At 44.3% G+C, this 13956-nt stretch carries 13 protein-coding genes; 11 read left to right on the top strand and 2 right to left on the bottom strand.

Annotation, left to right across the window (positions count from 1 at the left end; all coding sequences use genetic code 11):
• Positions 1 to 16: 16 nt before the first annotated feature.
• Positions 17 to 1630 carry an L-aspartate oxidase gene (gene nadB, locus L4C38_RS14140; RefSeq protein WP_428798205.1) on the bottom strand — a complete coding sequence of 538 codons (1614 nt, stop codon included), beginning with the start codon at positions 1628 to 1630 and terminating at the stop codon, positions 17 to 19.
• Positions 1631 to 1943: 313 nt separating this feature from the next.
• On the opposite strand from nadB, the gene rpoE reads away from it, so the two are divergent.
• From rpoE to acpS, 11 genes are all read left to right on the top strand, one after another.
• Positions 1944 to 2522 (top strand): RNA polymerase sigma factor RpoE, encoded by a 579-nt coding sequence (gene rpoE / locus L4C38_RS14135; RefSeq protein WP_428798204.1) that lies wholly within the window; start codon positions 1944 to 1946, stop codon positions 2520 to 2522.
• A 22-nt stretch (positions 2523 to 2544) separates the two neighbouring features.
• A complete protein-coding gene (locus tag L4C38_RS14130; RefSeq protein ID WP_428798203.1) occupies positions 2545 to 3162 on the top strand; it encodes an RseA family anti-sigma factor in 618 nt (205 codons plus the stop codon).
• Positions 3159 to 4118: a sigma-E factor regulatory protein RseB gene (gene rseB / locus L4C38_RS14125; protein WP_428798202.1), complete on the top strand. Its 960-nt coding sequence runs from the start codon at positions 3159 to 3161 to the stop codon at positions 4116 to 4118. Before L4C38_RS14130 ends, rseB begins: the two co-directional genes overlap by 4 nt.
• Before the next feature lie 4 nt (positions 4119 to 4122).
• The gene (locus tag L4C38_RS14120; protein WP_428798201.1) at positions 4123 to 4593 is read left to right on the top strand and encodes a SoxR reducing system RseC family protein; all 471 of its coding nucleotides are present in this window, start codon (positions 4123 to 4125) and stop codon (positions 4591 to 4593) included.
• Between the two features lie 114 nt (positions 4594 to 4707).
• Complete coding sequence (gene lepA, locus L4C38_RS14115) at positions 4708 to 6501, top strand: translation elongation factor 4 (protein WP_428798200.1); 1794 nt, start codon at positions 4708 to 4710, stop codon at positions 6499 to 6501.
• 90 nt (positions 6502 to 6591) lie between these two features.
• Entirely contained in the window at positions 6592 to 7488 is an 897-nt protein-coding gene (gene lepB, locus L4C38_RS14110) for a signal peptidase I (protein WP_428798199.1), read from the top strand.
• A 15-nt stretch (positions 7489 to 7503) separates the two neighbouring features.
• Complete coding sequence (rnc, locus tag L4C38_RS14105) at positions 7504 to 8181, top strand: ribonuclease III (protein ID WP_428798198.1); 678 nt, start codon at positions 7504 to 7506, stop codon at positions 8179 to 8181.
• Positions 8174 to 9157 (top strand): GTPase Era, encoded by a 984-nt coding sequence (era, locus tag L4C38_RS14100; protein ID WP_428798197.1) that lies wholly within the window; start codon positions 8174 to 8176, stop codon positions 9155 to 9157. Before rnc ends, era begins: the two co-directional genes overlap by 8 nt.
• Before the next feature lie 114 nt (positions 9158 to 9271).
• A complete protein-coding gene (recO, locus tag L4C38_RS14095; protein WP_428798196.1) occupies positions 9272 to 9997 on the top strand; it encodes a DNA repair protein RecO in 726 nt (241 codons plus the stop codon).
• Positions 9994 to 10725, top strand: coding sequence for a pyridoxine 5'-phosphate synthase (pdxJ, locus tag L4C38_RS14090; protein ID WP_428798195.1), 732 nt, complete (start codon positions 9994 to 9996; stop codon positions 10723 to 10725). Before recO ends, pdxJ begins: the two co-directional genes overlap by 4 nt.
• 3 nt (positions 10726 to 10728) lie before the next feature.
• A complete protein-coding gene (gene acpS, locus L4C38_RS14085) occupies positions 10729 to 11109 on the top strand; it encodes a holo-ACP synthase (protein WP_428798194.1) in 381 nt (126 codons plus the stop codon).
• 48 nt (positions 11110 to 11157) lie between these two features.
• Here acpS and barA read toward each other — a convergent pair whose 3' ends face one another.
• Entirely contained in the window at positions 11158 to 13947 is a 2790-nt protein-coding gene (gene barA, locus L4C38_RS14080; protein ID WP_428798193.1) for a two-component sensor histidine kinase BarA, read from the bottom strand.
• Between the last annotated feature and the right edge of the window lie 9 nt (positions 13948 to 13956).

Genomic DNA, 13956 nt, shown 5'->3' with positions numbered 1-13956 from the left:
TTTTTATTTTTGTAAGTTATTTCAGTTTTTCTGGTACTAATATTGTTGGACCGCTATCTTCCGCTAACTCAGGGTAATCGAGCGTATAGTGTAAACCTCGACTCTCTTTGCGTTCTATTGCGCAGCGAACCATCAGTTCAGCAACTTGGAGGAGGTTTCGCAGTTCAAGCAAGTTATTCGAAACTCGGAAATTACTGTAATACTCGTGAGTTTCTTGTTGTAGCATCTGGATTCGACGGATTGCGCGCTCTAAGCGTTTATCAGTACGTACAATGCCCATGTAATCCCACATGAACAGGCGTAACTCATGCCAGTTGTGCTGGATAATGACTTCTTCATCGCTATTGGTCACTTGGCTTTCATCCCAACAAGGTAATGCTGGTGGTAACTCTACGCTTCCGATATTTGCCACAATATGTTGCGCTGCTGACCATGCATAAACCACACATTCTAGCAGTGAGTTTGAAGCCATGCGGTTAGCACCATGCAAGCCGGTGTAACTTACTTCACCAATCGCATACAGGTTGTGTAAATCAGAGAGACCGTTTTGATCGACCATAACTCCACCACAAGTATAGTGAGCTGCTGGGACTACAGGAATAGGCTCCTTGGTCATGTCGATGCCTAATTCCATCAAGCGCGTATAGATGGTCGGGAAGTGCTTTTCAATAAATTCTGCAGGTTTATGGCTAATATCGACATACATGCAGTCAGCACCAAGACGTTTCATTTCGAAGTCAATGGCACGAGCAACCACATCGCGAGGGGCAAGTTCAGCGCGTTCGTCAAAATCGGGCATAAAGCGCGAACCATCAGGGCGGCGTAAGTAAGCGCCTTCGCCACGTAATGCTTCGGTCAGCAGGAAGTTGCGAGCTTCAGGATGGAATAAACACGTTGGATGGAACTGATTAAACTCAAGGTTAGCAACGCGACAGCCGGCACGCCAAGCAATAGCAATACCATCACCTGAAGATACGTCGGGGTTAGAAGTGTATTGATACACTTTTGATGCGCCGCCTGTGGCAAGAACAACGAATTTGCTACGAACGGTTTCTACATGTTCTTGGTTACGGTTCCAAATATAAGCGCCGATAACTTTTTTGCTGTCACCACCCACTTTATCTTCTGTAATCAGATCCAGCGCGTTATGTCGCTCTAAAACCGTAATGTTAGGGTGATTATGAACGTTGTCTTGTAGTGATGTTTGCATCGCCATGCCTGTGGCATCAGCAGCGTGTAGGATTCGGCGATGGCTATGGCCACCTTCGCGAGTCAAGTGGTAACGCGGCGCTTCATCGCTGTCGTCTTCCTCTCGATCGAATGGAACACCACCATCAATTAGCCACTGAACGCATTTTTTGGCGTTCTCAGCAATAAACTTAACTGTTTCTTCTTCACAGATACCGCCACCAGCGATAAGTGTATCTTCGACATGCGAGTCGATGCTATCTGATTCATCAAACACTGCGGCGATGCCGCCTTGTGCGTAATAGGTTGCGCCTTCACTGCGTGGTCCTTTGCTTAACACAATGACTTTGCCGTGTTCGGCAACGCGTAACGCTAACGATAAACCGGCAGCTCCACTACCTACCACTAATACATCACATTGATGTTGACGGTTTGCGTTCATAAAACTTTTATTTTCCTGAGTTATCGTAGAGTGGCGTCACTCTATCCAAGCCAATCGGAAACAATAATAACACTCCATACTCGGTAATTGTGTTTTATTGTCATTGCTTTTCGCCTACTTCGTCCTCACAATCTAGCAAAAGACGTCATTGATTTATTACTTCATTAAGAAAAAATGAAAATGCTTTGAACTTTCAAGTTTTTACTTGGTCATAATAGGGCTCAAGTAAGCAGTGGTGTCAATACTACATTTTGCATTATTAATACTCATATCTATTTAGGTAAGGGTGTAAACGATAGGAGTAAACGCTCGAATGAACGAGCAATTGACCGATCAAGTATTAATTGAGCGAGTTCAGAGTGGAGATAAGCAAGCATTCAACTTATTAGTTTTGAGATATCAAAATAAAGTTTGTAATCTTATTTCTCGCTACGTTAATAATCCAGGTGATGTACCTGACGTAGCACAAGAAGCATTTATTAAAGCTTATCGAGCAATACCTAGTTTTCGAGGCGAGAGCGCATTTTATACTTGGTTGTATCGTATTGCTGTTAATACTGCGAAGAACTACATCGTTGCTCAGAGCCGCAGACCTCCGGCGCAAGATGTGGACGCTGAAGAAGCTGAATATTACGAAAATGGCAGTGCATTAAAAGAAATATCGAACCCTGAGAACTTAACGTTGTCAAAGGAACTGAAGCAAGTAGTTTTCAGTGCGATAGAAGCACTACCAGATGATTTAAAAACTGCGATGACTCTTCGCGAGCTTGATGGCTTGAGTTATGAAGAAATTGCCGCAGTCATGGATTGCCCTGTAGGAACGGTACGTTCGCGTATCTTCCGTGCACGAGAAGCGGTAGAGAAAAAAATTCAACCGCTTCTGCAACGCTAGTCGAAACTTAATGGTGAAGATAATGGCTGACAAAGAAAAACTTTCAGCACTCATGGATGGAGAATTGGTCGATAAGGCTCTGATTATGGAGCTAGAAAGCGATCAAGAAGGCTTAGATGCTTGGCAGAATTATCATTTAATCGGTGATGTTCTTCGCGGTGAAGCACCAGTAATGCCTGAGTGGAATATTGCTGAAAGCGTCGCTTTAGCGCTTGATAATGAACCAGCTCATACCTCGTTTAATACCGCTAATATTACTGATATAAATGACGCGCGTATTGAGTCTCAACCGACCCCGCAAGTGGCAAGAGGTTATTTACCGGCTTGGCTTCCACAATTTGGTCAGGTTGGTATCGCGGCATGTGTTTCTATGGCGGTGATATTCGGTGTTCAGCAATATGGTGAGAATCCAAATGCCCAAGCTGATCTGCCAGTATTACAAACGATTCCATTCGCTGGAAGTGCAGAACCTGTTAGTCTTACACGCGAAGATGTTGGCGCGTCGGCTAAGAAAGATCTTAATGTACAAGAGCAGCGCCGCCGCATTAATGCGATGCTACAAGATTATGAGCTACAACTTAGGCTCCATAGTGGGGACTCAGTTGCTCACAACAATGATCCAGATACGGTAGTTGAATGAAAAAATTCCTGATCAGTGCGCTGGCACTGTTCAGTTTGACTTCTCCAATAGCCTTTGCAGACGATAAACCTGCAGAGGCTTTGTTGCATCAAATGAACGAAGCCAGTCAGCAACTCAATTTTGAACTGTCTTATATCCTGATTAAGAAAAACAGTATTGAACCTCTACTTTATCGCCATGCACGTGATGAAGATGAACAGTTTGCACACTTGGTGTATCTCAGCGGACCAATCCGTGAGGTTATCCAGCGTGGTAACGAAATTAGCTATATCGAACCTGGGGTTGAGCCTTTTACCATTGAATCTGGTGATATGGTCGCACCTACTATTCCATTGCTTAATTCTGATGTGGATCAGCTTAGTCAGCATTATGACTTCATTAAAGTTGGTCGCGCTCGAGAAGCAGGAGCGGCTTGCCAGGTGATACGCATAGTCCCTAAAGATGGCTTGCGCTATAGTTATATTCTATGGGTAGACGAGAAAAGCAAATTGCCACTTCGTGCTGATCTAATCGATCGTGATGGAGAGGTGTTGGAGCAATATCGTGCTATCGCATACAGTGTTAGTGATCGAGTTTTCGATGTTTTGGCTGGGTTGAGAGACGTCAAATTGCCACAAGTGCTCTCATTGCCAAAAGGGCAAGTGAAAGAATCATTTTGGACAGTTGGTTGGTTACCAAGTGGCTTTGAGGCAAACAATCTCAATCGTTATCGCATGGCTGTAACGGATCGTATGGTCGAAAGCCAGATGTATACCGATGGTCTATTTAGTTTTTCGATTTATGTATCTCAGCGAGATGAACACTCCTTGAAGGGGCAGATTGTCCGCCAAGGTCGTCGAACTTTGCACACCTTTGTGCGTGGTAATGCTGAGGTTTCAGTTGTTGGTGATATTCCACCGGCGACAGCAAAACGTATTGCTCAGTCGGTTACAATAAAGGCACCACCAGAGAAGTAAGCTTATGATGACAGCACTGGCGACGGTATCTTCGGTTACCGCAAAGTTTTCGGGGTACGATGTGGAGTTGAGTTGTGAACAGCAAACCAGCTGCTCTAGTTGTTCATCTCAAAAAAGCTGCGGAACTGGTATTGTATCAAAAGCGATAGGGAGCAAAGTGCTCCGTTGGCAGTTGTTTAGCAACAAACTTCTCAAAGTGGGGCAGGTGGTAGAGATTGGCATGGCGGAAAAGAGTTTATTGCAATCGGCGGCCATTGTTTATTTGACACCGCTATTTGCGCTGATCTTCGGGGCCGTAATTGCACATCTTTGGGTCGCGCCATATTTCGGCTTAGGGGAAGGCGTTGTGATTCTATTCTCAACGTTGTTCTCAGTGGGCGGGATGGCTCTCGCCAAGCGCCTTGCTAGCAGTTTAGAAAGACAATCATCGCAACAAGTCATCTTATTAAGAGTATTGGGAGAACCTATTCACTGAAATACTCAAGTGACTTGGGTATCAAAATTGGATAGAATCTGCCAACTTGATTGAAATGCCGTCAAACGACGGCTTTCTTATATCCTATTTAAAAGAGTTTAGTTACCCCAAATCATGAAGCACATTCGTAATTTTTCGATTATCGCCCACATCGACCATGGTAAGTCGACCCTTTCAGACCGTCTAATCCAAGTATGTGGAGGATTGAGCGATCGTGAAATGGCAGCTCAAGTTCTTGACTCGATGGACCTGGAACGTGAACGTGGTATCACCATTAAAGCGCAGAGTGTGACTCTTGATTACACTGCAAAAGACGGCGAAACATACCAACTCAACTTCATCGATACACCTGGACACGTAGACTTTTCTTATGAAGTGTCTCGCTCTCTAGCCGCGTGTGAAGGTGCATTACTCGTTGTTGACGCTGGGCAAGGTGTAGAAGCGCAAACTCTTGCAAACTGTTACACAGCAATCGAAATGGATTTGGAAGTTGTGCCAATTCTGAATAAAATCGATTTGCCTGCCGCTGAACCTGAACGCGTTGCCGAAGAGATTGAAGAAATCGTCGGTATTGACGCGATGGAAGCAACACGTTGTAGTGCCAAAACTGGCCTCGGTGTAGACGATGTTTTAGAAAACATCGTGGCATCCATTCCTGCGCCTGAAGGCGATCCTGACGCTCCACTGCAAGCATTGATTATTGACTCGTGGTTTGATAACTACCTTGGCGTTGTTTCATTGGTTCGTGTTAAAAACGGCTCAATCAAGAAAAACGACAAGATCAAAGTGATGAGCACTGGTCAGGTTTGGGGGGTAGACCGTATTGGTATCTTCACGCCGAAGCAAGTTGATACTAACGGACTAAATACTGGTGAAGTGGGCTGGGTAGTTTGTGGTATCAAAGATATCTTAGGCGCCCCAGTTGGCGATACACTAACACTTGCAAAAAATGGCTGTGAAACATCACTGCCAGGTTTTAAGAAAGTAAAACCTCAGGTATATGCAGGTCTGTTCCCTGTATCGTCGGATGACTATGAAAACTTCCGTGATGCACTGGGTAAGCTCAGCCTAAACGACGCGTCGCTTTTCTATGAGCCAGAGAGCTCTTCGGCGCTGGGCTTTGGTTTCCGATGTGGTTTCCTTGGTATGCTACATATGGAGATCATTCAAGAGCGTCTAGAGCGTGAATATGATCTTGATCTTATTACTACAGCGCCGACAGTAGTTTACGAAGTTAAGAAAACAGACGGCACAATACTGTACGTAGATAGCCCAGCAAAACTGCCAGCAACCAACGATATTGAGGAAATGCGAGAGCCTATCGCACGCTGTAATATTTTGGTTCCAGCAGATTATCTAGGTAACGTCATTACTTTGTGTGTCGAAAAACGTGGTATGCAAGTTGATATGGTTTATCACGGCAAGCAAGTTGCCGTTACTTACGATATTCCAATGGCTGAAGTGGTACTCGACTTCTTTGACCGTTTAAAGTCAACGTCACGCGGTTATGCTTCTCTGGATTATAATTTCCAACGTTTTGAAATTTCAGACATGGTGCGTGTTGATGTATTGCTGAACGGCGAGAAGGTTGATGCTCTAGCAATCATTACTCATAAAGATCAATCGCAAAGCCGCGGTCGTTTACTGGTTGAGAAAATGAAAGAGTTTATTCCTCGCCAAATGTTTGATATCGCAATTCAAGCGGCGATTGGTAACCACATCATTGCACGCTCTACTGTTAAACAATTGCGTAAAAACGTAATTGCTAAATGTTATGGCGGCGATATCAGTCGTAAGAAAAAGCTGTTGAAGAAACAGAAAGAAGGTAAGAAGCGTATGAAGCAGATCGGTAATGTCGAACTGCCTCAAGAAGCGTTCCTAGCGATCCTTCATGTTGGTAAAGATTAATCCGTTGGGCACTCGCTCAGTCTGATACTTAAAGTAAGTGAAAGAGTTTCGGCTCTTTCACTTTCGCATTTTTGAAAGTAAGGGAAGCCAATGGCGAATACTTTTTCACTTATCCTCGTTCTCGTTACATTGGTAACGGGTATTGTATGGGCGCTTGAGAAGCTAGTGTTTGCGAAAAAACGTCAATTAAAACTCGCTGACGTTGAAGCGCAAACTAATGGTTTAGATTCGGCTGCAATTGAAAAAGTCAAAGCACAACCATGGTGGGTGGAAAATTGCGTCTCGATCTTCCCTGTGATTGCTTTTGTTTTGGTGCTGCGTTCGTTTGTTTATGAGCCGTTCCAAATACCGTCAGGTTCAATGATGCCTACTTTATTGGTTGGTGATTTCATCTTAGTTGAGAAGTACACTTATGGTCTTAAAGATCCTGTATGGCGCACTCAATTAGTTGAAACGGGTAAGCCTGAACGTGGTGACGTGGTGGTTTTTAAGTATCCGCCACAACCAAGCATTGACTACATTAAGCGTGTGGTTGGTTTACCTGGTGATACCGTTCATTACAGCCAAGATAAAGATATCTGTATTCAAAAATCTGGTGAACGTTCATGCAAGCAAGTGAAACTCTCAAATGTTGAAGAGAGTCAGTTTACTCAAAATGGCGTACCAATGATTCAGATGGATGAAAAACTGGGTCAACATGAACACCAAATTTTGAACAATCCGTTGCGTCGTGATCGCATTGAGGCATACCAGCCTCGCCCTGGTGTGAGTGAGTGGGTTGTTCCTAAAGGGCATTACTTTGTGATGGGTGATAACCGTGACAATAGTGCTGATAGTCGCTACTGGGGTTTTGTCCCAGAAGCAAATTTAGTAGGTAAAGCCGTTGGTATCTGGACGAGCTTTGAATTTGAGCGTAGCGAAGATAGCATTCTACCTACTTGGATCCCAACTGGTGTGCGTTTAAACCGCATCGGTGGTATTAACTAACGAAATCGAGAGAGTATGAATTCTCCAATTGCGTCACTAGAGAGAAAAATCGGCTACAACTTTAATAATGCCGAGTATATCAACCTAGCGCTGACTCACCGTAGCGCTAGCGGTAAACACAATGAACGTCTTGAGTTTCTGGGCGATTCAATTTTAAGTTTTGTCATTGCTGATGATCTCTATCACCGTTTTCCAAAAGTAAACGAGGGTGATATGAGCCGTATGCGTGCGACGCTTGTGCGTGGTAACACATTGGCTGAGTTAGGGCGAGAGTTCGCGTTAGGAGATTACTTAAAATTAGGTCCAGGTGAATTGAAAAGTGGTGGATTCCGCCGTGATTCAATTCTTGCCGATGCTGTTGAAGCCATTATAGGTGCTATCTATATTGATAGTGATCTTGAAATGGTTCGCCGTATTGTGCTGAGCTGGTACCAAACTCGTCTTGATGAAATTATGCCCGGTGTATCGCAGAAAGATCCAAAAACTCGTCTTCAAGAGTTTTTGCAAGGTCGCAGAAAACCACTGCCTGCTTACATAGTGACTAATATTAAAGGTGAGGCACATAACCAAGAGTTTACGGTTTCGTGTGAAGTTGCAGGTATCGGATCACCTGTAATCGGCAAGGGTACCAGTCGTCGCAAGGCAGAACAGGCGGCTGCGGAAACGGCATTAGAGCAATTAACCAATGGCTGATTCAACAGACAACAACGAATTTGATATCGATGCATACTTTGCATCGGGTGGTGAGCAGAAAGTAACAAGCTCACCTGATAACCAACACTGCGGCTTCGTGGCTATAGTTGGTCGTCCTAACGTAGGTAAATCGACGTTGCTGAACCATATTTTGGGGCAGAAGATTTCGATCACTTCACGTAAACCGCAAACCACACGTCACCGCATCATGGGTGTAGAGACCGACGGTGATTATCAAGCGATTTATGTAGATACTCCTGGATTACACATCGAAGAAAAACGCGCCATCAACCGTTTGATGAACCGTGCAGCTAGCTCATCACTGAGTGACGTTAACCTCGTGTTTTTTGTCGTTGATGGTACGCATTGGACCAACGATGATGAAATGGTGCTTAACAAATTACGTAACGCGAATTTCCCAGTGGTACTTTGTATCAATAAAGTTGATGTGATTGCGGACCGCAATGATGTAATGCAGCATATGATGGACATATCGAAGTTGATGGATTTCGTCGACGTTGTGCCTATCTCTGCGAAGCTAGGTAAAAACGTCGAAGTATTGCGTAAGCATGTACGCGATCATCTTCCTAAAGCGGTACACCATTTCCCAGAAGAATACGTAACTGACCGTTCTCAGCGTTTTATGGCGTCTGAAATCGTGCGTGAAAAGTTAATGCGTTTTACTGGCGAAGAATTACCTTATTCGGTCACGGTTGAAATTGAACGTTTTGATTACAACCCAGACACTGACGGTTTCCATATCAATGCTTTGATTTTAGTCGAACGCAATGGTCAGAAGAAGATGGTGATCGGTAAGGGTGGTGATAAAATCAAAACTATCGGTCGCGAAGCTCGTCTAGATATGGAAGAGCTCTTCGGTCGCAAGGTTTATCTTGAAACTTGGGTCAAAGTGAAATCGGGCTGGGCTGATGATGAACGTGCACTACGTTCACTAGGCTATATCGACGATTTGTAATGTAGTGAGGCGATACTGCTTCGCTCCGAGTTAGCATGAAGAAGGAGCCGAAAGGCTCCTTTTTGTTATCTCATATTGAACTTAATATTTAGCTAGGGATTTATCTCGCAAGTTATGTCTTCAGAAGGCTTTCAGCGCTGTTTTGTACTTAATCGCCGACCTTACAGTGAATCGAGTTTAATTCTCGATGTATTCAGTGAGGAGTATGGTCGCGTTAGTATTATGTCCAAAGGTGCGCGCAGCAAGCGGTCAAATCTGAAAGGGGCACTGCAACCTTTTACCCCTTTACTGCTTAAATGGTCTGGCAACAGTTCAATGAAAACGCTACGCCAAGCGGAACCGATTAGTCTTGGTTTACCATTAACCGGTATTTTTCTTTATTCCGCTATGTATATTAATGAGCTAATTGGACGAGTACTGATGGCGGAAGTTCCCATGCCGGGGTTGTTTCATGACTATCTTCATGCGTTGACTGAATTAGCTCAAGCCGATAATCCAGAGCCAGCGCTAAGACGCTTCGAACTCGCACTTTTAGCTGCATTAGGCTACGGTGTCGATTTTTTGCACTGCGCAGGTAGTGGAGAATCGATAGATCCGCTAATGACTTATCGGTATCGTGATCAGAAAGGGTTTATTGCATCGGTCAGGCTTGATAATCTCACCTTTAAAGGTGATGAACTGATTGCGATAAGCGAACGTAGATTTATAACCAAACAACAATTACAAGCCGCAAAGCGCTTTACTCGTATTGCGCTAAAACCTTACCTTGGCGGCAAACCATTAAAAAGCAGGGAATTGTTTATCTCAAGCATTCCCAGAGCACGGAGTATTAGAACATGAGCTCAATTTACCTAGGTGTTAACATCGACCATATCGCTACACTACGCAATGCACGTGGTACTAAGTACCCAGATCCAGTGCATGCGGCTGAAATTGCAGAGCGTGCAGGTGCAGATGGTATTACAGTTCACCTACGTGAAGATCGTCGCCATATTAAAGACCGCGATGTACGTATCCTACGCGAAACACTTCAAACACGTATGAATCTTGAGATGGCAGTGACGGATGAAATGGTTGAGATCGCTTTAGAAACTCAACCTGAATACGTATGCTTAGTACCAGAAAAACGTGAAGAATTAACCACTGAAGGTGGCTTGGATGTAGTTGGTCACTTTGACAAAGTGAAAGCAGCGACAGAAAAACTCACAGCAGCGGGCATTAAAGTATCGCTATTTATTGACGCAGACCGTGCACAAATTGATGCTGCAAAAGCGTGCGGAGCACCATTTATTGAGCTTCACACTGGTCACTATGCTGATGCTGAAGTGGAAGCAGAACAACAAGCTGAATTGAAGAAAATTGCGGCAGGCGCAAGCTACGCGGCAGGTTTGGGTATTATGGTGAATGCTGGTCATGGTCTGACTTACCATAATGTGGCAGCGATTGCGGCAATTCCTGAATTCTATGAGCTTAACATTGGTCACTCAATTATTGGTCGCGCAGCATTTGATGGCTTAGAGAAAGCGGTTAAAGAAATGAAAGCACTCATGGTTGAAGCGCGTAAGTAAGCGATGGCCATCGTCGGATTAGGCACTGATATTGCTGAAATTGAGCGAGTGGAGAAAGCACTCGCTCGAACTGGGCTTGCATTTGCAGAGCGGATTTTGACTGCTTCAGAGATGGAAAGGTTCCATCAAACTAAGCAGCAAGGTCGTTTCTTAGCTAAGCGATTTGCCGCCAAAGAAGCCGCCTCTAAAGCTTTAGGAACCGGGATAGCGATGGGGATAACCTTCCACGACTTTATCATTAGTAATGATGATCTGGGTAAGCCGAATCTGACGTTAACGAGTAAAGCTCTTGAGCTGGCGACAGGGATGAAAGTCACCAAGATACACCTCTCTATTTCTGACGAGCGTCAATATGCGGTAGCAACCGTTATCTACGAAAGCTGAAATGGTCAGGTAGTTCAATGAAAAAGAGCGCGATCAACGCGCTCTTTTTTATGCCTGCTTATCGAGATAAGGTTCTGCACTGGCAGTGACTTTTTCCATCTCATCTTGCAGTTCAAACAGCTCTGGCTCAATGTCTTCAATGGCTTGTCCTGAACGCAGTGCTTTCTCAATTGCAGCGCAAACTTTTTTAAGCCTAGGGACACCTGAGTATGAACAACTGCCATGCAGTTTATGTACATGGTGAATTAATTGTTCTAAATCTAACTCTTCCGCTTCCAGTGCTTGCTCAACCACTTCGTTTACTTCAGGGATGTAGTCGATCAACATTTGCAACATGTCTTTCGCTAGATCTTCTTTGTTGGCTGCTTGTTTGAGTGCCGACTGCCAATCGATGATCATCGTACAGTGTTCATTACTGACCGAATGAACCTGAATGATAGGTTCCCCTTGGGCGGGAAGCTCGAGTCTTTGCAGTTCATTATCTTTGGCATGTGGATTCCAGTGCATCAACACTTGCTGCAATACGTGTTCTTCTATGGGTTTAGTTAGGTAATCGTCCATACCTGCGGTTAGGAGACGATCCCGCTCTCCGCTCATTGCATGTGCTGTTACCGCAATCACTGGTGTATTGGCGTTGAGTGAGGTTTGTTTTATCTTGCTACATGCGGTGACGCCATCCATATGCGGCATTTGAATATCCATCAAGACAATATCAAAATGACGCTGCTGAGCTTGAATTAATGCATCCTTACCATTGGTACATGAAATGACGTGTTCTACACGCTCTTCCAACAGAGCACTGATCAGTTTCAAGTTTGCTGGGTTATCGTCTACAGCCATGATGGTTAATGGCAATCTTTCACTGTAGATCACTTCTTGTATGATTTCGGGCAAACTTTCTTGGTTTGCTGCTAAGGTTTGCAGCAGTTTCTTACGTGACATTGGTTTAGTGATACAGTGAATTTGGTATTTTTGGATCAGGTGGTCGGACAGTGCCAGCATCGTACTTGGTGTACCGACCACTACATGTGGTGCACATTGCAATGCCTTTTCTACTAATCTCTCTACTTGCTCCACCTCGTTGGTGCGATTCGGAGCAAGGTTTAATAATACATAATCAAATTTTTCAATTTCATCTGGTATGGATGAACGATACGTCACTACTAAGCCATGCTGAACCAGCATTTGGCGAGTAATTGAAGCCACTTGCATATTCGGCTCTACTAGTAGCAGCGAGCGTTGATTCAAAACTTCTGCTTCAATCAACTCACTCATTGGCATGTCTGCCGCATGCAGGCGTAAAGTAAACCAAAATGTAGAACCTTGGTGCAGTCGACTTGTTAGGCTTATTTCGCCGCCCATCTGACTCACTAGTTTTTGTGTGATAACCAACCCGAGTCCTGTACCGCCGTAGCGACGAGAAATACTTGCGTCAGCTTGGCTAAAGGCTTGGAAAAGTTGCGCTTGTTGGCGTTCCGAGATACCAATACCAGTATCTCTCACCATAAACTGCAGTTCTATCACATCGTCTTTTTGTGAGCGGAGTTCGACACTGATGTCTATATTGCCTCGTTCGGTAAACTTAATTGAATTTCCGACAAGGTTTGTCAGTACTTGTTGAATACGTAGTGGATCCCCCACTACCCCCATGGGAACTTTAGGATCGATTTTCAACGTGATCTCTAAACCTTTCTCATGAGCGCTGGTGGCTTGTAGGCTGACTACTTCTTCCAAGGTTTCTTGGAACTCAAATGGAATATTTTCGAGTGCTAGTTTTCCGGCTTCTAGCTTAGAGAAATCGAGGATGTCATTAATAATAGTCAGTAGATTGTTGGCTGATTTTTCAATGGTTTGTAGATAGTCTGTTTGGCTATTGGTGAGTTTAGTTTTTAGCATTTGGCGAGTAAAGCCAATGACACCATTCAGTGGTGTACGTAACTCGTGCGACATGTTGGCCAAAAATTCAGATTTTACACGTGCCGCTTCTTGAGCGCGTTTTTTCGCAATATCTAACTCAACGTTTTGAATCTCTAGCTGCTCTAATGTCTCACGTAAGTCGGAAGTCGCTTGGTCGATACTGTGCTGCATTTCGACATGATACTCCGACAGCGAAACTGCCATGGCATTGATACCATTTTTTAACTGATCCAACTCGCCGTGCATTTTACCTTCGATCCGGACATCTAAGTGCCCACGACGAATACGGTCGACCATATTCTTCATATGCGAGATTGGGCGTGTCACATCGTGCATCAGTCGTAGAGCAAAAAATGCCGACAAACCCAGCCCGGTTAGAAGTACTAAAAACGCAGCGAAGACTTCTTGATATTGCTGTAACCGCAGTGATGAAAGATCAAGCTCGATAGAGATATAGCCGAGCGCTGGATTATTTTCTTTGCCACGGGGGCTCGACAATATGCCTGACTCACTGATGATTGGAGCGCGTAAAACCAAGGTGTTTTCTTTTAAATTAGAGCTCACTAGTAGCGGGATTGGCTCATTACGCGGGAAAGTCAGTGACTCAAAGCTCGGATGAAAGTTAGAGGTTACAAACAATTCATGGTTGTAATCAAACACCGCAATACTACGAACGAATTTGGAATTTTTGCGATGTGCGTAGCTGATGATACGGCGAACCGATTCTCGGCTGTTGTTTTTAAGCCCCTCTTCACTGGCAATCGCCAAAGGTTCAATGATACTTAAACCAGAGTTGATAACCTGTTTTTCTAGATCGTGATAGCGGTTAAAAGAAAAAATAGCGCTAAGTATTAAGCCAATGATAAGCGTTGGCGCTAGAGTAAGAGTAATAACGCGGGCGCGTAAGCCATATCTGGTCATTATTGTCTA

The sequence above is a fragment of the Vibrio kasasachensis genome, assembly GCF_050337565.1.
GTDB lineage: Bacteria > Pseudomonadota > Gammaproteobacteria > Enterobacterales > Vibrionaceae > Vibrio > Vibrio kasasachensis.
This window is presented reverse-complemented; position numbering and strand designations above follow the sequence as displayed.